Here is a 22,672-nt window from a genome sequence, read left to right as displayed (position 1 = left end):
ACCACTGGGTTGATAGGCCAGAAGTGGAAGCGCCGCAAGGTGTGGAGCTGACTGGTACTAATAGGCCGAGGGCTTGTCACACACACAACCCCCTTAAGGGCGGGTTGTCAGACACACAACGAGCCTGCGCTACTTGTAACGATGTTCGCGTTCACTGTACGGTTCCCGGAATACGGTCACCCCAGCACCGAACCCCACACACGGGGTTTGTGGTCTTGGTTGGTTGATAGTGTTCTCATATTGTTTCGGTGGCCATAGCGTCGGGGAAACACCCAGTCTCCATTCCGAACCTGGAAGTTAAGCCCGCCAGCGCCGATGGTACTGCGACCGGGAGGTCGTGGGAGAGTAGGACGCCGCCGGACATTCACACTGTTAAGGGCCACCCCCTCGGGGGTGGCCCTTAACATTTCCACCACCAGTTTTCCGCCAGCCAGTCCGCACCCCCCAGCTCAGCTCTACTCGGCCGGCCGCACTCCAGCCAGCTTCCTCCAGCCAGCTTCCTCCAGCCAGCTTCCTCCAGTCACCTTCCTCCAGTCACCTTCACTGCAGCCAGCTTCCTTCCAGGCGGCCTCACGCCAGCCAGCCTGGCCCAGTCCTAGTCCACTCGGCTTCTCTGGCCAGCTTCCTAGCCAGCTCTCTTAAGCCAGTCCTGTCCGGCCAGCTTCGTCGTCCGGTTTTCCTGGCTAGATTCTCTCAAGTCAGTCCCTAGCTAGTTCTCGTCCGGCCAGCTTGTCTGGCCGGCTTCGCCGGCCAGTTCCCCCATCCGGTTCTCTCGAGCCAGTTCCTGCCTAGTTCTCTCCAGCTTGCTTGCTTGGGCGGTTCTCCTGGCTAGATTTTCTGGCTTGTTGGACTGCCTTGTGTCGTGGTTGGTGTCTGACTGGCGGCCAGGGGGTCGGCTGTGGTGCGGACGGGGTAACGTTTGTCCGATTACTGTTCTTCAGCTTTGTTAGGAGTCACCGTGGCTACGCCACCTCGCAATCCTCGCTCCGGCTCAGGGGACCGCCGTGGTTCCTCCGGAGGCGCCGGCCGTTCCGGCGGCAGCGGAGGTGGACGTCCCGGGTCCGGCGGCCGTTCGGGTTCTGGAGCTGGTCGGTCGGGTTCCGGCGGCGGTCGTTCCGGCTCTGGTGCCGGAGGTTCCGGCTACAGCGGTGGCTCGGCTTCTGGTGCTGGGCGTTCTGGCTACAGCGGGGGCTCGGGCTCTGGTGCTGGGCGTTCCGGTTATAGCGGGGGCTCGGGCTCTGGGGCGGGGCGCTCGAGTTCGGGCGGTGCGCGTTCGGGTTCTGGAGCGGGTGGCTCGGGTTCGGGTCGCGCGGGTTCCGGGGGCGGTCGCGCCGGTGCCGGTGGTCGTTCTGGCGGCGCGCCCGGTCGTTCTGGTGGTGCGCCCAGTCGTCCGGGTGGGTTTGCCGGTGGGCGTTCGGGCGGTTCGGGCGGGCGGTCCGGTGGGCCGCGTTCGGGCGGCAGCTCGTCGTACCGGGATGAGGGCGGTTCGGAGACCAGGCGTGGGTACGTCGGGTCCCGTGGTGATGACAAGGGGCAGCGGGATCCGTTCCGTGGTCAGCTGAGCGGTGACGGTCGCGGTGCCCGGTCTGGTGGTTATCGGCGCGATGACCGTGGCGACGATCGGCGTGATGATCGGTCCGGTGGCCGCGGTGGGTATCGCGATGACCGCGGTGGGTCCCGGCGGGATGATCGTGGTGGCGACGGGCGTGGCTCGTACCCGCGGGATGAGCGCGGAGGCAGCCGTGGCAGTTCGCGGGATGATCGCGGCGGGGCCGGCGGCGGTGGGTACAACCGTGACGATCGGTCCGGCGCCCCTGGAGGCTACCGGCGTGACGACCGCTCAGGCGGAGCCGGCGGTGGCTATCGGGACGCGTCGTCGGGCGATCAGCGTGGGGGGTACAACCGGGATGACCGGGCGGGTGACTCCCGCGGTGGGTATCGGCGGGACGATCGGCCTGGTGACTCGCGTGGTGGTGATACCCGTGGGCGGGGTCCGGGTGGGGCTCGCGGTGGCGGGCCGGCGCGTGGAGAGCGTGGAGCGTTCCGGCGGGATGACCGCGGCGACGCTCGGCGGGACGATCGCGGTGGGTACCGGCGTGACGAGCGTTCTGGCGACGACCGCGGTGGATACAGCCGCGATGACCGTGGTGGCGACTCGCGTGGTGGAGTTCGGCGGGATGACCGTGCGGCCGATGCTCGCGGTGGATACCGGCGTGACGAGCGCTCCAGCGACTCGCGCAGTGGCTACAACCGAGACGACCGAGGCGGCGACTCGCGCACGGGCTACAACCGGGACGCCAGGGGCGACTCGCGGGGTGGCTACAACCGGGAGGACCGGGGTGGCGGCTCGCGTGGGCGTGGGGCGGCTGGGGACTGGCGGGGGCGTGGTCGGGACGATCGGCGTGGGCCGGCGGGGCGCGATGAGCGGCGTGGTGGGCCTCGGCGGGAGGATCGCGAGGAGAAGGCCGGGCCTCGTCGGGACGATCCGAAGATTCCGGAAGGGATCACGGGTGCCGAGCTCGATCGTGGCGTGAAGGCCGAGCTGCGGTCGTTGCCGCGGACCTTGGCGGATCTGGTGGCGCAGCACCTGGTGGCATCGGGGCGGTTCCTCGACGACGACCCGGAGCTCGCGTACCAGCATGCGCGGGTTGCACGGCGGCTCGCGTCGCGGCTTGGCGGAGTGCGTGAGGCTGTGGCGATCACGGCGTACCTGGCTGAGCACTATGACGAGGCGCTGACCGAGTTCCGGGCCGTACGGCGGATGACGGGTAACCACGAGGTCATCGCGATGATGGCCGACTGCGAGCGCGCGCTCGGGCGGCCGGACAAGGCGCTGGCGCTGACCAAGGACAAGCACGTCAACGAGCTGTCGGAGCCGACGCAGATCGAGCTGCTGATCGTCGCGGCCGGCGCACGGCGTGACATGGGGCAGACCGCTGCGGCGATCCAGACGCTCGACGTGCCGGAGCTGACCAAGCGGACGCGGGCCGAATGGCTGCCGCGGCTGCGGTACGCGTACGCCGACGCGCTGGAGGAGGCGGGTCGTACGGACGAGGCGCTCGTCTGGTTCCACCGGGCAGCTGGTGTCGACGGCGACGGTCTGACCGGCGCCGCCGAGCGGGCTGCGCAGCTGGAAGGTCTCGAGTTCACCGACCTCGACGAAGACGACACCGTCCTCGACGACGAGTACTTCGAGGAGCAGGACGAGGTCGAGGAGGACGACGAGGACCTGGCGGACGAAGCCGACCTCGACGAGCTCGAAGACGAAGCCGATGAGGCTGACGACGCAGAAGATGAGGCGGACGACGCGGACGACGAGTCCGACGACGAGGCCCATGAAGCTGCGGACGAGGCCGACGAAGCTGCGGATGAAGCCGATGAAGCTGAGGACGCGGCTGAAGAGGCTGAGGACGCCGCGGATGAAGCCGGCGACGACCTGGATGAGGATGGAGTCGACGAGTTCGACGATGTGGCTGAGGGCGTGAACGACTCGGCAGACGACGAGGGCGACCTGCCCAAGGGCGCTGAGGAGTAGAGCTGTGGCTGACCGGGACTTGGTGGTGGCTGAGAGCCCGGTCGGCGTGCTGGTCGGCGTCGCCCTCGCGAAGGGGGCGCGCCGGCTCGAGAAGTCCGTGGCGATGGTGTCGGCGGGGGAGGACGACGCCATCCACCAGGTGCGCGTCTCCTGCCGGCGGCTGCGCAGTGATCTCAAGCTGTTCCGCAAACTCCTGGCCGGCGACTGGGCGCCCGAGCTCCGAGCAGATCTGGCGGCGCTCGCACAAGCCTGTGGTGAGGCGCGCGATCTGGAAGTGATCGCCGCCCTCGTCCGCGAGAACGCCACCAGCGAGGACAACGAGGAACACGTCGACACGATCCTCACCACGCTCACCCTCGGACTCGACCGCGCCGCCGCGCGCTCCGCCGAGGTCGTTCTGGGCGAGACCACCAAGGACCTGCTCACCACCATCGAGTCGATCGCCGCCGCCCCGGACCTGAAGCCCAACGCAGACAGGCCGTGCGGCGAGGTGCTACCCGAGCTCCTCCACTCGGCCACCGCGAAGTTCGCCCAGGAAGCCGGCAAACTCAAGCCCTGGACCCCCGACGACGACTGGCATGAGGTCCGTCTCCTGGCCAAGCGAGTCCGGTATGCCGCCGACACCACCGCCGCCGTACTCGGTGAAGAAGCAAAAGCCACGGCGACGCAAGCAGCGACGTACCAGGAGCTCCTAGGACAGCACCAGGACTACTGTGCCGCCGCAGACGCCCTGACCGGTATGGCGGCGGACGCGGCCGCCCAGGACGACCCGGAGCTCTCCTTCACCCTCGGACGGCTCACAGAACGCCACCGCGCGGCCCGCAGGCCCCTCCGCGAGCAGTTCCTGACGCTCTACCACCGGCCCTGACCCTTCAGAGCATCCGGAACAGCAGCCCCACCCGCGGCTTAGGCCCGAACGACGTGGCCTTCTGCGGCAGTACGACGCCGTGCGCGGCAGAACGCAGTACCTGATCCATCCTGGGCGCTGCGAGCTCCACAGCAGCCTGCTGAGGGCCAGCCAACGCCAGTGCGTCCGCGAGAGTGTGGTGGAAGCTGATGTCTTCCTCCACGACGCCCCAGGCAGGCAGCAGTACTTCGTGCAGCAGCGCGACCGTGGGCGTCTCCCCATCGGAGTGGAGCGTCAGCCAGCTGGTGCCGTCGGTGATCGAGATGCGGTCCGGATCGCCGTCCACCCGACCAGGCTGCATCTGCCAGCCTGTCGGCGTATGTGTCCGCACAATCTCCAGACTCAGACCCGGTACGACGCGGTGGATCGGGTCCAGCGTCAGCGGATGGCGGATGTAGTCGACCAGCATCGCCAAACCGACCTCTGCGCCTGGCCTGTACGGCTCCCGCAGCTGCCTCTCCAGGTACGCCGCATACCGGTGGTGCCCGTCCGCGATGACGGCCTCGTGCTTCGCCAGCTCCGTCGAGATCGCCGAGAGCACCTCTGGGTCGTCGATGCGCCAGATGCGGTGCTCGGCGCCGTTGTACGTCTCAGCCTCCAGCCACGGTTCCCCGGCCCGCGCCGCGTCCACGGCATCGCTTGCCACGCTGCCACCGGCGTACGCGAGCAGAATCGGTTCCAGGTCAGCGTCCGTCGCCTCCATCAGCCGGAGGCGGTCGTCGACCCAGTGCGGCATCACTTCCTCGTGTGGCAGCACCACCGTGCGTGCCGGATCCAGCCGCAGCGAGCCGACCAGTCCGCACAGTACGGCGTTCCCCAGCCGCTGTTCGTACACGTACAGCGCGGGGCTCTCGTCCTGCACGACGACACCGTCCTGCTGCCACTGGGCGAGCCGCCGGGCGGGTTCGTCGTACCGGCCCGGGCCCAGGTCCGGATCGCGTGGAAGGATGAGCCTCACCATGTTGTGCAGATCAGAGTCAGTCAGCCGCCGGACGATGGCGGGTTCCAGCACGTCGTACGGCGGTGACGTGACCGCGCCGAGCGCGCTCACCTTGCCGGCCACGAACCGCCACGCGCGCAGCGGCTCGAGCCGCAGCACGCTCCCGCTCGTATCCGGCATGCGCGGAATCGTACGGGGTGAAGCATGAGCGCGGAACGCAAGGCGCCGGAACCGCTGTCGGCGTGTGAGGAACCGCTCGCGAGCCGGTACGACGTGGCGCTGCTGGACCTCGACGGCGTCGTGTACGTCGGACCGGACCCGGTCCCGGACGCTCCGGAGAACCTCCGCAAGGCTGCCAAGGAAGGTATGCGGATCGGGTACATCACCAACAACGCGAGCCGGCCGGCGCGGGTTGTTGCCGAGCACCTCGCATCGTTCGGGCTGGACGTGATCGCCGACGACGTGGTGACGTCCGCGCAGGCGGCCGCCAAGCTGATCGCGAGCGAGTACCCGAAGGGCTCGCCGGTCCTCGTCGTCGGCGGCGAGGGGCTGTACGTCGCGCTCGAGGAGTACGGCCTGACGCCGGTCCGCAGCAGCGACGCGAACCCGGTGGCCGTCGTACAGGGGTTCCACCCGGATGTGAACTGGGTGATGCTCGCGGACGGCGCGCACGCGATCCACGAAGGCGCGAAGTGGTTCGCGACCAACCTGGACCTGACCATCCCTACCGCGGCCGGTAAAGCGCCCGGCAACGGAACGCTCGTGCAGGCGGTCCGGGCTGCGGTCGACGTCGATCCGGTCGTCGCCGGCAAGCCCGAGCCGCCGCTGCTCGAGACGAGCATCGAACGGCTGAAAGCCAAGCATCCGTTGATGATCGGGGACCGGCTGGACTCCGACATCGAGGGCGCCAACGCGGTCGGGATCGCGAGCCTGTGGGTCGCGACCGGCGTCAACGACCCGTACGACCTGGCGCGGGCGCGGAAGAACCAGCGCCCGACGTACGTCGCCGCAGGCCTCAGCGCGCTGGCTGAGAAGCAGCCGGGCGTCACCGTCGACGGCGCGAAGCACTCCTGTGAAGGCTGGACCGCCGAGGTCGTGAACAACGCGGTCGCGGTCAAGGGCGAGGGCAAGCCGTACGACGGACTCCGCGCGATCCTGTCCGCGGTGTGGACCGCTGTCGACGCGCCGACCGAACCGGCCAAGCCGGCGAAGGCCGCCGGGCGCACCCGTCGTCCGCGCCCGAAGCCCGCTCCGACGCCGGATTCCATCGCGATCGACGCCGCGCTGCACCGCGTGGGCCTCGACAAGTAGGTGCTGCTGGCTGGTATCCCACGTCCGAGGCGATACCGTTGCTGGGAACGATGCGAGGAGGCAGTCATGGTGATGGACGCAGTGCGCGGCTACGTACAGCTGGCGAGCGGGTTGACCGAGGTCACCAAGCAGAAGGCCCAGGCGGCTGCGAAAGCGTTGCTGCAGCAGACCGGGGCGGACACGCTGACCAGCAAGGTGAGCGACCTGGCCGACGAGATCGTTGCCACCAGCAAGAGCAATCGTCAGCTGCTGCAGGCGATCGTGGCGAACGAGGTCGAGGGCGCGGTCGCGCGGCTCGGATTCGTTCGTTCCGAGGAGGTTGCGGCGCTGACCCGCCGGGTGAAGGCGCTGGAGACCGAGCTCGCCGAGGCGCACGCCGCCGGCCCGGTGCCCGACCCGCTGGTCGGGGACGCGCCGGTTCTGACGAAGCAGGCAGCCGCGAAGAAGACGGCCGCGAAGAAGGCGTCGGCCAAGAAGGCTGTGCCGCTGGCCAAGAAGGCCGCCGCGAAGAAGGCTGCCAAGAAGACGGCGAAGAAGGCGTGACGTGACCGAGCATCCTGGCGAGCAGTTCCCGCCGGACGTCGACCCCGACGTCGAGCCCGGTTTCGACCCGGACCCGTCCGAGGAGCCCACGACTCACCCGGACTACGACACCGAGCCCGGTGCCCAAGACGTTGCCCAAGATGTTGCCCAAGATGTTGCCGAGCCCGCTGAGCACGTGGATCCGGCCGCGGTGGAGTTCGGCCCGGAGTTCGCGCGGCCGCCGGGCCAGGAGTACGAGCACTCCTTCGAAGCCGAGTCCGCGGAGGACCCCGCCGAGAACGAGGGCGGTCACCCGCTGGTCGAGGAGACCATGGCCCGGCTCGACGAGCTGCGGGACCGGCCGGTGAGTGAGCACGGCGAGGTGTACGCCGACCTGCACGAACGACTCCAGAGTGCCTTGGTGGAGGCGGACGCCGAGCAGGGCGACCGGAGCTGAGTGGCCAAGGCAGCCAAGCGTTCGCGGCTCGACGCCGAGCTGGTACGCCGTGGCCTGGCGCGGTCGCGTGAGCATGCGAGCGAGTTGATCGCGGCCGGCAAGGTGAAGGTGTCCGGCACTGTGGCCGGCAAGCCCGCGACCGGTGTGGGTTCGGATGCGCCGATCGTCGTCGACACGTCCGAGCACGACGACCCCGGCTACGCGAGCCGCGGTGCACACAAGTTGATCGGCGCGCTCGAGGCGTTCCCAGCGGTCCAGGTCAAAGGCCGCCGCGCCCTCGACGCCGGTGCGTCGACGGGCGGTTTCACCGACGTACTCCTGCGCAATGAAGCCGCGCAGGTGATCGCCGTCGACGTCGGGTACGGCCAGTTGGTGTGGGCCTTGCAGACCGACGAGCGGGTCACGGTGATGGACCGGACCAATGTCCGGACGCTGACACTCGACGACATCGGCGGTGAGCCGGTCGACCTCGTCGTCAGCGATCTGAGCTTCATCAGCCTCACGCTCGTGCTGCCCGCGCTGATCGACGTGGTCAAGCCCGACGGCGATCTGGTCCTGATGGTGAAGCCGCAGTTCGAGGTCGGCAAGGAGCGGCTCGGCAAGGGCGGCGTGGTCCGCGACCCGGCGCTGCGGGCCGACGCCGTACGCTCGGTGGCAGCGAAGGCTCACGAGTTGGGGTGGGGAATCGAAGGAGTGGCGGCCAGCCCACTGCCTGGTCCGTCAGGAAATGTCGAATACTTCCTGTGGATACGCCGGGAAGCACCGCTTCTCGATGAGACGATGCTGCAAAGCGCGATCGAGAACGGTCCACAGTGAAGAGGGGGCAGGGTGGCTGAGCGCGAGCCGCGGCGCGTGCTGCTGGTGACGCATACCGGCCGGGAGCTGGCGGTCGAGGTCGCCCGCGAGGCGCATCGGTTGCTGACCGGCGCCGGGATGCTGGTCCGGCTGCTCGGCGTCGAGGACGAGGCGCTCAAGCTGGACCCGGTCGAGGTGGTCGACGACCCGGAGAAGGCGGCCAACGACGTCGAGCTGATCATGGTGCTCGGCGGTGACGGCTCGATCCTGCGCGGCGCCGAGCTGGCTCGCCCGCACGGCACACCGGTCCTCGGGGTCAACCTCGGCCACGTCGGGTTCCTGGCCGAGGCCGAGGTCGACGACCTCGAGCGGATCGTCCAGGTGGTCGTCAACCGCAGCTACGCGGTCGAGGAGCGGATGACGCTGGCCGTCGACGTCCGGCTCGACGACGAGCTGATCTTCGAGACCTGGGCGCTGAACGAGGCGAGTATCGAGAAGGCCGCCCGCGAGAAGATGCTCGAGGTCCTGGTCGAGGTCGACGACCGCCCGCTGTCCCGCTGGGGCTGTGACGGTGTCGTCGTCGCGACCCCGACCGGCAGTACGGCGTACGCGTTCTCCGCGGGCGGACCGATCGTCTGGCCGGAGGTCGAGGCGATCCTGATGGTCCCGCTGAGCGCGCACGCCTTGTTCTCCCGGCCGATCGTGGTGGCGCCGACGTCGCGGCTGTCGATCGAGCTGGTCCGGACCTGGAACGGGCGCGGAGTGCTGTGGTGCGACGGCCGGCGGATGGTCGAGGTGCCGCCCGGCGCCGAGATCACGGTTCGCCGGGGCGCGACGCCGGTCCGGCTGGCGCGGGCGCACGAGGCCCCGTTCACCGACCGGCTGGTGGCGAAGTTCGACCTCCCGGTGCTCGGCTGGCGTGGCGCCGCCGAGCGCAAACGCAACGGAACAGGACACTAGAGCCATGCTGTCAGAGATCCGCATCACCGGGCTGGGCGTGATCGAGGACGCGACGCTGGACCTCGACCCCGGATTCACTGCCGTCACGGGTGAGACCGGCGCCGGCAAGACGATGGTCGTGACCGGCGTGAACATGCTGCTCGGCGGCCGTGCCGACAGCGGTCTGGTGCGGCACGGGACCCGCCGGGCGCGGGTCGAGGGCCGCGCGAGCGGCGTACCGCGGGCGATCGTGCAGCAGGCCGAGGATCGTGGCGGCGAACTGGACGACGACGAGTTGCTGATCGCTCGTGAGCTCTCGTCCGAGGGCCGGTCCCGTGCGTTCCTCGGCGGTGCGTCGGTGCCGGTGTCCGTGCTGGGCGAGGTGTCCGGCGACCTCGTCGCGATCCACGGGCAGGCCGATCAGTGGCGGTTGCTGCAGCCCGCACGGCAGCGCGAAACGCTGGATACCTTTGCAGGTAAGGCGGTTCTCGTCCCCCTGCAGGAGTACTCCGGTGCCTACAAGCGGCACCGCGAGGTCGAGGCCGAGCTGACCGAGTTGACCACGCGCGAGCGCGATCGCCTCGCCGAGGCGGATCTGTTGCGCTTCGGTCTGGACGAGATCGCCAAGGCCGAGCCGTTGCCCGGCGAGGACATCGAGCTCGCCGCCGAGGAGGAGCGCCTCGCGTACGCCGACGGTCTGCGTACGGCGGCCACGTCGGCCGGCGACGCACTCGCATCCGAAGACCTGGACTCGACCCGGCCGAACGACGTGCTCGGCCTGCTCGCGTTGGCGAAGCAGGTGCTGGACGCCGAGCGCGACCACGACGCGAAGCTGGCCGAGCTGGCCGACCGCGCGGGCGAGCTCGGGTATCTCGCGGCCGATCTGGCCCAGGAGCTTTCGTCGTACGCCGCCGATGTGGACACCGACCCGGCGAGGCTGGCCGTGGTCAGCGAGCGGCGTTCCTTGCTGCACGGGCTGGTGCGCAAGTACGGCGCTGAGCAAGGCACTGTGGACGAAGTACTGGACTGGACGAAGCGGTCCGCGGCGAGACTCGCCGATCTTGACGGCAGCGACGAGCGGGTCGAGCAACTGACCGCAGAGCTTGCCGAGCTGGATGCGAAGCTCGCGGAGCTCGGCCGGCAGATCCGCGAGGCGCGGATCGAAGCGTCGCAACGACTCGGCGTCGCGGTGTCCGAAGAGCTGACCGGGTTGGCGATGCCGCACGCGAAGCTCTCGGTCGAGGTGCACGAGACCGCGGCCGGTCCGTTCGGCATCGACGAGGTCGAGTTCTGCTTCGCGGCGAACCCGGGCAGCCCGGCCCGCCCGCTGCAGAAGGCCGCGTCCGGCGGTGAGTTGTCGCGGGTGATGCTCGCGCTCGAGGTGATCCTGTCCGACACGCATCCCGTGCCCACGTTGGTGTTCGACGAGATCGACGCCGGTATCGGCGGCCGCGCCGCGGTCGAGGTCGGCAAGCGGCTGGCGCGCCTGGCCGAGAAGGCGCAGGTGATCGTGGTCACCCACTTGCCGCAGGTCGCCGCGTTCGCGGACCGTCACGCTGTGGTGCTGAAGAGCGACGACGGCTCGGTCACCACCAGTGGTCTGGTGGCTCTCGACGACGACGCCCGGTTGAAGGAACTGTCCCGGATGATGGCCGGACTGGAGAACTCCGATGCCGCCCAGGCCCACGCCGAGGAGCTCCTCGCGCTGGCTGCCGAACGGCACAAACCGCGGAAGAAGAGTCGTTCCAAAGGATGATTTGACGCACAGTCACCGTTATTTCAGTGCGTTAACGAGCCCCCACCCGGGTAAATGAACCGGAAGGGGGCTCTTGACATGGCAGGATGAGAGGGCGATGAAACTGCCCAGCCTGCGGAGAGCACGACCCACTGAACTGCCCGGCGTCACCGGAGTGGTCCGGCTGGATCGACGTACCAAGAATCTCACCAAACGTCTCAAACCGGGCGAGATCGCGGTCATCGACCATGTCGATCTGGACCGGGTGAGCGCCGAGGCGCTGGTCGACTGCAAGGTCGCCGCGGTGGTCAACGTGGCCGACTCGATCAGCGGCCGGTACCCGAACCTCGGCCCGGAGATCCTGGTCGAGGCCGGCGTCCCGCTCGTCGACGGCGTCGGTCGCGAGGTGTTCTCGATCCTGCACGAGGGCGAGCAGGTCCGGCTCGACGACGGCACGCTGTACCGCGGTACCGAAGCGGTCGCGAAGGGCATGACCCAGGACAGCAAGTCGGTCGCGGAGCTGATGGACGACGCCCGCGCCGGGCTGTCGACCCAGCTCGAGGCATTCACCGCGAACACACTGGAGTACCTGCGGCGCGAGAAGGACCTGCTGCTCGACGGCGTCGGCGTACCGCATATCCACACGTCGATGGAGGGCAAGCACGTCCTGATCGTGGTCCGCGGGTACGACTACCGCGACGACCTGGTCGCGCTGAAGTCGTACATCCGCGAGTACCGGCCGGTCCTGATCGGCGTCGACGGCGGCGCGGACGCGCTGGTCGAGAACGGGTACGTCCCGGACCTGATCGTCGGCGACATGGACTCGGTCAAGGACGAGACGCTGAAGAGCGGCGCCGAAGTGGTTGTGCACGCGTACCGCGACGGCCGCGCGCCCGGTTCGGAGCGGCTTCAACGGCTCGGCGTGGACTCGATCGAGTTCCCGGCGACCGGCACCAGTGAGGACGTCGCGATGCTGCTGGCCGACTCCAAGGGCGCCTCGCTGATCGTCGCGGTCGGCACCCACAACTCGCTGGTGGAGTTCCTGGACAAGGGCCGCTCCGGGATGGCGAGCACCTTCATCACCCGGTTGCGGGTCGGTGCCAAGTTGGTGGACGCCAAGGGCGTCGGCCGGCTGTACCGCAGCCGGGTCTCTACTCTTCAGGTCGTCGCGCTCGCCGCGGCCGGCCTGTTCGCACTCGGCATGGCGCTGGTCGCGATCGGCGCCGACGACGTGCTTTGGTCGATCCTGCGGGCGCGCTGGAGCGACTTCGTCTATTGGATCCGGGAGCTGTTCACGTGATCGACTTTCGCTACCACATCGTCTCGATCGTGGCGATCTTCTTCGCCCTGGGCGCCGGTGTGGTGCTCGGCGCGGGCCCGCTGAAGGGCACCGCCAGCGAGGTCGTCGCGGCCCAGGCCGACAAGGACCGCCAGCAACTCGCCGACGCGCGGGACGAGCTGACCCAGATGAAGGCCCTGGACAAGTACCGCGACGACTACGTCGCCAAGGTCACCGCCGGGCTGACCCACGGCAAGCTGGCGAACAAGAAGATCGCGATCGTCACGATGCCGAACGCCGACAGCGACCTGAGCGACGGCGTGCAGGGCGAGCTGGAGAAGGCCGGCGGCGTGGTGAACACAAAGGTCGCGCTGGACGCGAAGCTGTTCGACACCGGCCAGCGCCAGCTGGTCGAGTCGCTGGTCAACCAGCTCGTCACCGCGGACATGGACTTCCCGAAGGACAGCACGACGTACCAGCGGGCCGGCCTGCTGCTGGCGCGCGGGATCGCGGCGAAGGAAGAGGGCAAGACAGCCGACGCGGACGCGACCAAGGTGATCAGCGGGCTCACCGGCGCGAAGCTGCTGTCGCTGAAGCCGTCGCAGCCCAAGGACCGGGCCAGCCTGATCGTTGTGATCGCCGCCAAGCCGCCGACACCGGCGCCGGACAACTCGACGTACGGCGACGCGGTCGACTTCATCAAGGGCCTGGACATCGGCAGCGGCGGGGTCGTCCTGGCGGGTACGCCGGCCAGCGCGAGCGACGGCGGACTGATCAAGGCCTTGCGGAGTGACTCCGAGGCCACCAAGATCGTTTCCTCGGTGGACGTGGCCGATCTCCCCGCCGGGCAGATGACGGTCGTCTTCGCGCTGGTCGAGCAGGCCGCGGGCAAGGCGGGGCAGTACGGCGCGATCAACGCGAAGGACGGCGTCGCGCCGTCGGCCGTACAGACGAAGGACAACTGACGTGGGAATTCTGAGCGCCGTCGCTGCGGCGGCCGCTACTGCCGGTCTCGAGCGCGCAGCGGAGAAGCTGCCCAAGGAGAACCGGGAGCCGTTCGAGCGCACCAACCACCGCGGTGAGTCGGTCACGCTGCTCGAGGGCCCGGTCGCGGTTCTCGGCGCGCTCGCCGGCGTCGCCGCGTCCCGGGGCAACGGCAAGGTGAAGACTGCCGCGCTGGTGGCCGGAGCCGTGTCGGGTGCGGTCGGTGCGTACGACGATCTGCGCGGGACTACGCAGGCCAAGGGTTTCCGCGGCCACCTCAGCGCGTTGAGGCGCGGCGAGGTGACGAGCGGCGCGGTGAAGATCCTCGGCGTCGGCGCCGCCGGCCTCGCGGCCGCTGCGCTGCTGCCGCGCAAGTCCCGTGGTGTGAAGGCCTTCGCCGGGGTCGTTGCCGACGGCGCCTTGATCGCGGGTACGGCGAACCTCACGAACCTGCTCGACCTGCGTCCGGGCCGCGCGCTCAAGGCGGTCACGGCGCTGAACGCTCCGCTCGCTGTCGTCAGCGGTCCGGCCGGTGCCGTCGTCGGCGCCGCCGGTGCGTCCGCACCCTCCGACCTCGGCGAGCGGTCGATGCTCGGCGACTGCGGCGCGAACGGCCTCGGCGCGATCACAGGTACGGCGTTGGCCGCGTCGCTGCCGCGCCCGCTGAAGACCCTCGTCCTGGCGGCGGTCGTCGGGCTGAACCTGGCGAGCGAGAAGGTCAGCTTCACCAAATTCATCGCCGACACTCCGGTCCTCGACAAGATCGACCAATGGGGCCGACGACCCAGGTGAGTCGGCTCGCCCGCGCCGCACTGGTTGTCGCGGCGATCACTGTTCTGGCGCGGGTGGTCGGGTTCGCCCGGTGGTTGGTGTTCTCGAAGACCGTCGGCGCCGGGTGCCTGGCAGAGGCTTACACGACGGCGAATCAGCTACCGAACATCCTCTTCGAAGTCGTCGCCGGCGGGGCGCTGGCCGGGGCGGTCATCCCGGTCCTCGCGGGACCGATCGCGCGGGGGGATCGGGCCGCGCAGGGACGGATCATCGGGGCGTTGCTGTCCTGGTCGTTCGTGCTGCTGACGCCGGTTGCCTTGCTGGCTTGGGTTCTGGCGGGCCGGTACACCGACGCGATGCTCGATCCCGGCGCCGACTGCGCCGGCACGACAGGGACCGCGACCCGGATGCTCGCGATCTTCGTGCCGCAGGTCTTCGGGTACGCCGTGGCGGTGATCGCGACCGCAGTTCTCCAATCCCACAAGCGATTCGCGGCCGGAGCGTTGGCACCTCTGATCTCGAGCCTCGTGGTCGTTGCCACCTACATCGTCTTCGCGGCCGCGGCACCGAACGCCGACGCGGCCGCGCGCGGAGCGACCGACCTGCTGGCCTGGGGTACGACGGCCGGCGTCGCTGCGCTCGCACTCACGGTGCTGATCCCGATGCTGTTCCTCCGTCTTCCGATCAGGCCGACGCTGCGCCTCGATCCCGGCGTCGGCCCGGTCCTGCGCAGGCTCGCGCTCGCGGGTCTCGCCGTACTGGTCGCTCAGCAGTTGACCTTCGTCGTGACGACGTACCTGGCCAACCATCGTGGTGTGGCAGGCAGCATCGCGGTCTACACGTGGGCCAACGCTGTCTACCTGTTGCCGTACGCGGTTCTGGCCGTTCCGATCACGACCGCTGTGTTCCCGCGGTTGGCGGCCGCGTTCGACGCGGGGGAGCGGTTCGAGCACTACGCGGCGACCTCCTCCCGCGCGGTGATGCTGGCGGGCGGCGCGGGTGCCGCGCTGCTGGTGGGCACCGCCGTACCGGTCGCGAGGATCTTCGCGTACGACGACGGCGTCGTACAGGAGGCCAGAGCCACCTTGCTCGTCAACGGTCTGATCTTCTTCGCTCCAGCGGCAATCGGCTTCGCAGTGCTCATGCATGTCGGCCGGGTCCTGTATGCACGGCACTGCGGTCGTGAGGTGGCCGTGGTGACGTCTGGGGCCTGGGTACTGGTGGCACTGGCCGGTGTGGCGCTGACCGCACGGTGGGCTGCAGTGCCCGCACTGGCGGCAGCGATGTCGGTCGGCATGGTGATCGGCGCGGTTGTGCTGCTCGGAGTACTCCGACGGGAGGCAGGACCCGCTGTGCTGGCTGGATTCGCGCGTGCGACCCTTGCTGCGTTGGTCGGTGCCGCTCTGGCAGGAGCGGCGGGCTGGCTGGTCTCGGTGCCGGCCGGCGACGCAGGACCCGCGAAGGCAGTCGTGTTCGCACTCCTCTCCGGCCTGGCCGTTGTCCTGGTGTACGCCGGTGTCGTGCTTGCCTTGGATCGCGCGGACGCCCGCGCACTCGTTCGACGGGAGAAGCCATGAGGATCGGGCTGCTGCTCGCGGAGTCGCGGGGCGGCATCGGGCAGCACGTCGCCTCGCTGGTGCCGCGGTTCGTGAGTGCTGGGCACGAGGTGATCGTGTGCGCGCCGCCCGGCACGGCCGAGCACTTCGAGTTCGGTCCGGCGACGGTCGTCACACAGGCGGCCGGCCTTCGCGGCTGCGACGTGATCCACGCACACGGCTACCGGGCCGCTATGACTGCGCTGCGGGACCGGTCGCGTCTACGCCCACTGGTCGTCACGTGGCACAACGCGGTGATCGCACCCGGACCACGCGGCCTGATGATGCGGATGGGGCAGCGGTTGGTCGCCCGGGGCGCGGATCTGACCCTGGGCGCCTCCAGCGACCTGGTGGAGTTGGCGAAGAGTCTGGGCGCTCGCAACGCACAGCTGGCTCCGGTAGCGGCGCCCGCGATGCCCACGATCCGTACGCCGCGCGCAGACGTCCGGCACGAGCTAGGTATCGGCAACCGGCCCATGGTGCTGACCGTCGGCCGGCTGGCGCCGCAGAAGGACTACCCGACACTGCTGTCGGTCGCTGCGCGGGTCCACGAGTCCACCCCGCACGCAGTCTTCGTCGTGGTCGGTGACGGACCACTACGGGACAACCTGCAGGCGCGGATCGACGCCGAGCAGCTGCCGGTCCGGTTGCTCGGTCACCGCAACGACGTGGCCGACCTGCTCGGTGCGGCCGACGTGTTCTTGCTCACCTCGCACTGGGAGGCCCGCGCGTTGGTCATCCAGGAGGCCATGCAGGTCGGCGTACCGGTCGTGGCGACCGCGGTCGGCGGCGTACCCGAGCTGGTCGGGGACAGCGCCGTACTCGCGTTCCCGGGCGACGCGGACGGGCTGGCGGACGGTGTCCGGGCGGTCCTGGCCGAGCCGGAGACCGCGAACGCTATGCGGACACGAGGCCGGGAGTTGTCCGCCCGGTGGATGGACGAGGACGCGGTGGCAAAGAATCTGCTCGACATCTACGCGGGTCTCGTCGCGACCGGTGGTTGACAAGAGGTAGGCTGGAGACCCGTGGACAGGGCTTCGACTTCCCAGCAGACCAAGCACGTATTCGTCACCGGTGGCGTGGCATCCAGTCTCGGCAAGGGACTGACAGCGTCCAGCCTCGGCAGTCTGCTGACGGCTCGGGGCATCCGCGTCACGATGCAGAAGCTGGATCCGTATCTGAATGTGGATCCCGGCACGATGAACCCGTTCCAGCACGGCGAGGTGTTCGTCACCAACGACGGCGCCGAGACCGACCTGGATATCGGGCATTACGAGCGTTTCCTCGACCGCGACCTCTCCCAGGTCGCCAACGTCACCACCGGACAGATCTACTCCAGCGTCATCGCCAAGGAGCGCCGCGGCGAGTACCTCGGTGACACCGTGCAGGTCATCCCGCACATCACCAACGAGATCAAGGAACGGATGCTCGCAATGGCGGGCCCCGACGTCGATGTCGTGCTGCACGAGATCGGCGGCACGGTCGGTGACATCGAGTCACTGCCGTTCCTCGAGGCCGCGCGGCAGGTCCGGCACGACGTCGGCCGCGACAACGTGTTCTTCCTGCACATCTCGCTGGTCCCGTACATGGCGCCGAGCGGTGAGCTCAAGACCAAGCCGACCCAGCACTCGGTCGCCGCGCTGCGGTCGATCGGTATCGCGCCGGACGCGGTCGTCTGCCGGGCGGACCGGCCGATCCCGGACAGCGTGAAGCGGAAGATCTCGCTGATGTGCGACGTCGACCAGGAGGCCGTGGTGGCCGCCCCGGACGCGCCGTCGATCTACGACATCCCGAAGGTGCTGCACGCCGAGGGCCTCGACGCGTACGTCGTGCGCCGGCTGAACCTCCCGTTCCGCGATGTCGACTGGACCCGCTGGGACGAGCTGCTGCGCGTCGTGCACCACCCGAAGGACGAGGTCACGGTCGCGCTGGTCGGCAAGTACATCGACCTGCCGGACGCGTACCTGTCGGTCGCCGAGGCGTTGCGCGCGGGCGGGTTCGACAACGACGCGCGGGTGAACCTGCGCTGGATCGCCTCCGACGAGTGCGCCACGCCAGAGGTCGCGGCCCGGCTGCTCGGCGACGTCGACGCGATCTGTATCCCCGGCGGCTTCGGGGTGCGCGGTATCGAGGGCAAGATCGGCGCGATCCGGTTCGCCCGCGAACAGGGTATCCCGATCCTCGGACTCTGCCTGGGCCTGCAGTGCATGGTGATCGAGGTGGCCCGGAACCTGGCCGGCCTGGTGGACGCGAACTCCAGCGAGTTCGACCCGGACGCCGAGCAGCCGGTGATCGCGACGATGGAGGAGCAGAAGCACATCGTCTCCGGCACCGGCGACATGGGCGGCACGATGCGGCTCGGGCTGTACCCGGCGAACCTGGCCGACGGTTCGATCGTCCGCGGCCTGTACGGCGCTCCGTCGATCCAGGAGCGGCACCGGCACCGCTACGAGGTGAACAACGCGTACCGGGACAAGCTGGAGACCGCGGGCCTGGTGTTCAGCGGCCTGTCGCCTGACCACGAGCTGGTCGAGTTCATCGAGCTGGACCGGTCCGTGCACCCGTACTTCGTGGCCACGCAGGCGCACCCGGAGCTGCGGTCGCGGCCGACCAAGCCGCACCCGCTGTTCTCCGGTCTGGTGGCGGCGGCGCTGGACCGGCAGCGCGAGTCGCGGCTCCCGGTCGAGGAGCCGAAGGTGGCGGCCGCCAAGAAGACCCCGGTCAAGACCCGATGACGGACCATCCCGAGCTGCGGTTCGGCGCCGGTCTCGCCGACCGGCCCGAACACTGGCCGGTCTCCTCGTCCGAGGTCGTGCACGAGACCGGCCGGGTGATCTCGGTACGCCGGGACACCATCGACCCGCCCGTCGGCGAGTCGTTCGTACGCGATGTCGTCGTACATCCCGGCGCTGTGGGCGTGGTTGCACTCGACGAGAACAACCGGATGCTGCTGGTGCGCCAGTACCGGCATCCGGTCGGCTACAAGCTGCTCGAGCCGCCGGCCGGGCTGCTGGACGTCCAGGGGGAGCAGTACCGCCTGGGTGCCGAGCGCGAGCTGTGGGAGGAGACCGCGACCAAGGCCGCCGACTGGCGGATCCTGGTCGACGCGTTCACCTCGCCCGGCCTCACCAACGAGGCGGTCCGGATCTTCCTGGCCCGTGATCTGTCGCCCGCCGACCAGTCCTTCGAACGCCTCCATGAGGAGGCCGACATGGAGACGGTCTGGGCGCCGCTGATCGACGTTGTCGGTGCCGTCCTGGCCGGCCAACTCCAGAACCCGATCCTCGTGATGGGCTCCCTGGCCACCTGGACCGCTCTCAACGGTCCCGGCTTCGACACCCTCCGCCCGGCCGACAGCCCCTGGCCGGCGAAGGATCTGCCGGCACAGGATCTGCAGGCAAAGGATCACTGAGCGGAGTTCCGGAACTCCGCTGCGCTCTTGACCCGCGGGGTCGGGAGGGGTATTTGTTGCTGACAACGATGTCACGCCGCCCCTGTTCCGACGTCGAAGGTGGGGAACCCCATGCGCACCGCCCGGCGCAGTACTGCCGCTTTGCTTGTCACCACGCTCACTGCCGCCCTGGCGCTGACCGCGACGGCGCAGGCCGCGCCGAGTCCGCCGTCGCCGGCCGGCCCGACAGGTCGACCGACTACCGCGACACCCCCTGATCCTGCGGTCGCAGGACTGCGGGCGCCGGAGTCGGTGGGCAGCAGCCGCGTCACCACGAGCTCTCTCGATCCGACCGAGCAGGTCGATCCGTTGATCGGTACGTCGAATGCCGGGAACGTCTTCCCCGGTGCCGTCCTGCCGTTCGGGATGTTCTCGTTCAGCCCGGAGACGAGCCGTGGGAACGCGTACCGGACCGCCGCGCCCGGTGGGTATCTGTACAGCGCGAGCAAGATCCGCGGCTTCAGTCTCACGCATATGAGCGGGACCGGGTGTGCGGGCGGTTCGGGGGATATCCCGATCTTCCCGTTGGCGGGTGAGGTGACGAGCTCGCCGCAGAGCGATGCGAAGGACGAGACCTACGCGTCGACCTTCAGCCACGCGAACGAGGTCGCCAAGCCGGGGTACTACAAGGTCGGACTCGACTCCGGCGTGACGGCCGAGTTGGCCGCAACGACGCGGACCGGTTCGGCGGCGTTCACCTTCCCGGCCGACAAAGCCAAGACGCTGATGTTCCGTACGTCGAACTCGGAGGTCGGCTCGAGCGACGCACAGGTCAGCATCGACCCGGCGCACCGCACGGTCAGCGGATCGGTGACGAGCGGCAACTTCTGCGGCTACCTGGCCAGCGTCGGGCAGCGCAGCTACTACACGCTGCACTTCGTCGCAGAGTTCGACCAGCCCTTCAAGAACCAGGGCACCTGGACCGACACCACGGTCACGCCAGGGAGCACCCAGGCAAGCGGCGGTACGACGTACGGCACGGATGGCTGGATGCCGCCGAACAAGGGGTCCGGTGGTTATGTCGGCTTCGACAGCGACAAGGTCACGATGCGGATCGGCATCTCCTACGTGAGCACTGCCAACGCGCTGGCGAACCTTCGCGCCGAGAACCCGCGCGGTACGTCGGTCGCGATGAACGCCGCGAAAGCCAAGCAGGCCTGGCGGAAGCAGCTCGACCGGATCGAGATCACCGGCGGTACGACGGACCAGCGCACGACCTTCTACAGCGCGCTGTACCACGCGTCGCTGCACCCGAACGTGTTCAGCGATGTCAATCACCAGTACTGGGGCTTCGACCAGAAGCCGCATTCTGTGGTGCGCGGACAGGTAGCGCAGTACGCGACGTTCTCGGGGTGGGACGTCTACAGGTCGCAGCTGCAACTAGTTACATTGCTCGATCCGGACCGTGCCGGGGACATCGCGCAATCCTTGCTCAACCAGGCCACGCAGAACGACGGCATCTGGGACCGCTGGACCCATGCGTCCGGCAGTACGTCGGTGATGACGGGCGACCCGTCAGCGCCTGCAGTGGCCGGCATCTATGCGTTCGGTGGTACGAACTTCGATGCTCGTGGCGCATTGCGCTCGCTGGTGAAGGCGGCGACCGTACCGACCGCCAAGGACCTCAGTTCCGCCGGTAAGCCGGTCATGACGATCGGACAGCGGCCGTCGCTCGACACCTACCTCGCACTGCACTATGTCCCGACCAAGTCCAATGCGTGGGGCGGTGCGGTCGAGACGCTCGAGGACGTGACGGACGACTTCGCGTTGGCTCAGCTGGCACAGCGCACCGGCGACAAGGCGACGTACCAGCAGTTCCTGAGCAGGTCGCAGTACTGGCAGAACGTGTTCAACCCGGACAACGGCGGCTACGTGCAGAACCGCGACGACAACGGTGCCTGGCCGGCGTTCACGCCGTCGACGTACGACGGGTTCGCCGAGGGCAGCAGTGCGCAGTACACCTGGATGATCCCGCACAACCGGGCCGGTCTGGTCGACGCGATCGGCGGTGTGGACGCGACGAACCAGCGGCTGGACGCGTTCTTCAAGAACCCGGACGGGACGTGGGCGCTGACCGGTGCGGGCGAGCTGCACGCCGAGATGGACAACGAGCCGTCCATCAACACCCCGTGGATCTACAACTACACCGGCCGGCCGTACCAGACGCAGGAGACGTTGCGGCAGGCAATGAACCAGCTGTGGAACACCAGCACCGGCGGGATTCCCGGCAATGATGACCTCGGTGCGATGTCGTCCTGGTACGTGTGGACCGCGCTGGGGCTCTACCCGGACGTGCCGAGCCGTGCGGAGCTTCAGGTCGCCGCGCCGCTGTTCTCGCGAGCAGTGATCCACCGGGGCAGCCGGACGATCCGGATCAACGCTCCGGGCGCAGACGCGCAGTACGTGCAGTCGTTGAAGGTCAATGGGAAGTCGTCGACCAAACCGTGGCTGCCGGAGTCGTTCGTCCAGCAGGGTGGGACGCTGGACTTCAAGCTGGGTGCTACGGCCAACACGTCGTGGGGGTCCGCAGCCAAGGACGCACCGCCGTCGTGGCGGACCGGTGAGATCCCATTCCAAACGTCCACGGACACGAGCCGGGTCGTCGTTGCACCAGGCACCACCAGCGCGCCGATCGCTGTTCAGGCTCACCGACTGAGTGGGACCGCACAAGACGTCACCTACACGATCAACGCACCTGCTGGTCTCACTGCGACACCCACTACTGGCACCTTCCACGTTGACAAGGTCGGTAGTGCGTCGGTGACGATCACTGCTGCAGCTACGACGCCGGACGGCCGCTACCCGGTCACGGTGTCGATGAAGGCCGCGGACGGCACTGCGTTGCCACAGGTCGGTTTCACGGTGGTCGTCGGTCAACCGAACTCGTTCTTCGTACTGCGGGAAGGCGTGGGCATCTCCGACGACAACGGAGACCACACCGAGGCGGACTACGACGGCGGTGGCGTCAGCTACTCCCGCCAGGCGCTCGCGGTCGCCGGTCTCACACCGGGTGGTACCGGAACGGTGCAAGGCCTCACCTTCACGTGGCCCGACGTACCGGCCGGCGACCCTGACAACGTGCCCGCCGACGGTCAGCTGCTCAACCTGAACCTGCCTGCGGGTACGACGAAGCTGTCGTTCATCGGGAGCGCTGTCAACGGCAACCAGCAGACGACGGCGACGCTGAACTACGCCGACGGCAGTACGTCGCCGATCGACCTCTCCTTCAGTGACTGGACCCTGGGTGGTGGCGGCGACACGCTCCACTACGGCAACCTCATCGTCGCGACCACGCCGTACCGCAACGAATCCGGCGGCGGGAAGGACAACGTCACCACGCACATCTTCGCCACCGCGCCTGTGACCTTGACCCAGACGCCCGTGAGCATCACGCTGCCGGAGAACCGTGACTTGCGGCTCTTCACCGTGGCAGCAGGCTAGGGAGGGACTG

18 protein-coding genes and 2 rRNA genes are annotated in these 22,672 nt (G+C 68.8%); 19 read left to right on the top strand and 1 reads right to left on the bottom strand.

What is annotated here, in order from left to right:
- The 5 genes from AB0J62_RS30905 to AB0J62_RS30885 all read left to right on the top strand — a co-directional run.
- Positions 1 to 81, top strand: a 23S ribosomal RNA gene (locus AB0J62_RS30905); the annotation flags it as partial.
- 163 nt (positions 82 to 244) lie between these two features.
- A 5S ribosomal RNA gene (gene rrf, locus AB0J62_RS30900) occupies positions 245 to 362 on the top strand.
- 1,203 nt (positions 363 to 1,565) lie between these two features.
- Positions 1,566 to 2,534 carry a hypothetical protein gene (locus tag AB0J62_RS30895; RefSeq protein WP_363878382.1) on the top strand — a complete coding sequence of 323 codons (969 nt, stop codon included), beginning with the start codon at positions 1,566 to 1,568 and terminating at the stop codon, positions 2,532 to 2,534.
- Positions 2,531 to 3,535 (top strand): hypothetical protein, encoded by a 1,005-nt coding sequence (locus AB0J62_RS30890; protein WP_363878380.1) that lies wholly within the window; start codon positions 2,531 to 2,533, stop codon positions 3,533 to 3,535. Before AB0J62_RS30895 ends, AB0J62_RS30890 begins: the two co-directional genes overlap by 4 nt.
- Before the next feature lie 4 nt (positions 3,536 to 3,539).
- Positions 3,540 to 4,403: a CHAD domain-containing protein gene (locus AB0J62_RS30885; RefSeq protein ID WP_363878378.1), complete on the top strand. Its 864-nt coding sequence runs from the start codon at positions 3,540 to 3,542 to the stop codon at positions 4,401 to 4,403.
- A gap of 4 nt (positions 4,404 to 4,407) precedes the next feature.
- Here AB0J62_RS30885 and AB0J62_RS30880 read toward each other — a convergent pair whose 3' ends face one another.
- A complete protein-coding gene (locus AB0J62_RS30880) occupies positions 4,408 to 5,562 on the bottom strand; it encodes a DUF1015 domain-containing protein (RefSeq protein ID WP_363878376.1) in 1,155 nt (384 codons plus the stop codon).
- 24 nt (positions 5,563 to 5,586) lie between these two features.
- Here AB0J62_RS30880 and AB0J62_RS30875 point away from each other — a divergent pair, with 24 nt between their 5' ends.
- The 14 genes from AB0J62_RS30875 to AB0J62_RS30810 all read left to right on the top strand — a co-directional run bounded on the left by AB0J62_RS30875 (position 5,587) and on the right by AB0J62_RS30810 (position 22,662).
- Positions 5,587 to 6,693, top strand: a complete 1,107-nt coding sequence (locus AB0J62_RS30875) for an HAD-IIA family hydrolase (protein WP_363878374.1) — start codon at positions 5,587 to 5,589, stop codon at positions 6,691 to 6,693.
- Between the two features lie 66 nt (positions 6,694 to 6,759).
- On the top strand, positions 6,760 to 7,236 hold the full coding sequence (locus AB0J62_RS30870; protein WP_363878371.1) for a phasin family protein: 477 nt from the start codon (positions 6,760 to 6,762) through the stop codon (positions 7,234 to 7,236).
- Between the two features lies 1 nt (position 7,237).
- Positions 7,238 to 7,672, top strand: coding sequence for a hypothetical protein (locus tag AB0J62_RS30865; RefSeq protein ID WP_363878369.1), 435 nt, complete (start codon positions 7,238 to 7,240; stop codon positions 7,670 to 7,672).
- On the top strand, positions 7,673 to 8,488 hold the full coding sequence (locus AB0J62_RS30860) for a TlyA family RNA methyltransferase (protein WP_363878367.1): 816 nt from the start codon (positions 7,673 to 7,675) through the stop codon (positions 8,486 to 8,488).
- Positions 8,489 to 8,500: 12 nt separating this feature from the next.
- Entirely contained in the window at positions 8,501 to 9,427 is a 927-nt protein-coding gene (locus AB0J62_RS30855; protein ID WP_363878365.1) for an NAD kinase, read from the top strand.
- Positions 9,428 to 9,431: 4 nt separating this feature from the next.
- Positions 9,432 to 11,162, top strand: a complete 1,731-nt coding sequence (gene recN, locus AB0J62_RS30850) for a DNA repair protein RecN (RefSeq protein WP_363878363.1) — start codon at positions 9,432 to 9,434, stop codon at positions 11,160 to 11,162.
- 97 nt (positions 11,163 to 11,259) lie between these two features.
- Positions 11,260 to 12,441, top strand: coding sequence for a putative cytokinetic ring protein SteA (gene steA, locus AB0J62_RS30845; protein WP_363878361.1), 1,182 nt, complete (start codon positions 11,260 to 11,262; stop codon positions 12,439 to 12,441).
- Complete coding sequence (locus tag AB0J62_RS30840) at positions 12,438 to 13,385, top strand: copper transporter (RefSeq protein WP_363878359.1); 948 nt, start codon at positions 12,438 to 12,440, stop codon at positions 13,383 to 13,385. The genes steA and AB0J62_RS30840 overlap by 4 nt, the downstream gene beginning before the upstream one ends.
- A 1-nt stretch (position 13,386) precedes the next feature.
- A complete protein-coding gene (locus AB0J62_RS30835; protein ID WP_363878357.1) occupies positions 13,387 to 14,196 on the top strand; it encodes a hypothetical protein in 810 nt (269 codons plus the stop codon).
- Positions 14,175 to 15,752, top strand: coding sequence for a lipid II flippase MurJ (locus AB0J62_RS30830; RefSeq protein WP_363878355.1), 1,578 nt, complete (start codon positions 14,175 to 14,177; stop codon positions 15,750 to 15,752). Before AB0J62_RS30835 ends, AB0J62_RS30830 begins: the two co-directional genes overlap by 22 nt.
- Positions 15,749 to 16,774, top strand: a complete 1,026-nt coding sequence (locus tag AB0J62_RS30825; protein WP_363878353.1) for a glycosyltransferase family 4 protein — start codon at positions 15,749 to 15,751, stop codon at positions 16,772 to 16,774. The genes AB0J62_RS30830 and AB0J62_RS30825 overlap by 4 nt, the downstream gene beginning before the upstream one ends.
- Positions 16,775 to 16,795: 21 nt before the next feature.
- A complete protein-coding gene (locus tag AB0J62_RS30820) occupies positions 16,796 to 18,505 on the top strand; it encodes a CTP synthase (RefSeq protein ID WP_134111108.1) in 1,710 nt (569 codons plus the stop codon).
- Positions 18,502 to 19,182, top strand: a complete 681-nt coding sequence (locus AB0J62_RS30815; protein WP_363878350.1) for an NUDIX hydrolase — start codon at positions 18,502 to 18,504, stop codon at positions 19,180 to 19,182. The genes AB0J62_RS30820 and AB0J62_RS30815 overlap by 4 nt, the downstream gene beginning before the upstream one ends.
- 111 nt (positions 19,183 to 19,293) lie before the next feature.
- Positions 19,294 to 22,662, top strand: a complete 3,369-nt coding sequence (locus AB0J62_RS30810; protein ID WP_363878348.1) for a GH92 family glycosyl hydrolase — start codon at positions 19,294 to 19,296, stop codon at positions 22,660 to 22,662.
- Positions 22,663 to 22,672: the final 10 nt, after the last annotated feature.

The organism is Kribbella sp. NPDC049584, assembly GCF_040675555.1.
Taxonomy (GTDB): Bacteria; Actinomycetota; Actinomycetes; order Propionibacteriales; family Kribbellaceae; genus Kribbella.
Note: the sequence above shows the minus strand (reverse complement) of the source record. Positions and strands in the feature narration are given on the sequence as shown.

Bases quoted from the DNA above. Each gene is read 5' to 3' on its own strand.
- AB0J62_RS30825 (WP_363878353.1), top strand. From the start codon at position 15,749: ATGAGGATCGGGCTGCTGCTCGCGGAGTCGCGGGGCGGCATCGGGCAG.
- recN (WP_363878363.1), top strand. From the start codon at position 9,432: ATGCTGTCAGAGATCCGCATCACCGGGCTGGGCGTGATCGAGGACGCG.
- AB0J62_RS30810 (WP_363878348.1), top strand. From the start codon at position 19,294: ATGCGCACCGCCCGGCGCAGTACTGCCGCTTTGCTTGTCACCACGCTC.
- AB0J62_RS30830 (WP_363878355.1), top strand. From the start codon at position 14,175: ATGGGGCCGACGACCCAGGTGAGTCGGCTCGCCCGCGCCGCACTGGTT.
- steA (WP_363878361.1), top strand. From the start codon at position 11,260: ATGAAACTGCCCAGCCTGCGGAGAGCACGACCCACTGAACTGCCCGGC.
- AB0J62_RS30880 (WP_363878376.1), bottom strand. From the start codon at position 5,562: ATGCCGGATACGAGCGGGAGCGTGCTGCGGCTCGAGCCGCTGCGCGCG.
- AB0J62_RS30875 (WP_363878374.1), top strand. From the start codon at position 5,587: ATGAGCGCGGAACGCAAGGCGCCGGAACCGCTGTCGGCGTGTGAGGAA.
- AB0J62_RS30870 (WP_363878371.1), top strand. From the start codon at position 6,760: ATGGTGATGGACGCAGTGCGCGGCTACGTACAGCTGGCGAGCGGGTTG.
- AB0J62_RS30815 (WP_363878350.1), top strand. From the start codon at position 18,502: ATGACGGACCATCCCGAGCTGCGGTTCGGCGCCGGTCTCGCCGACCGG.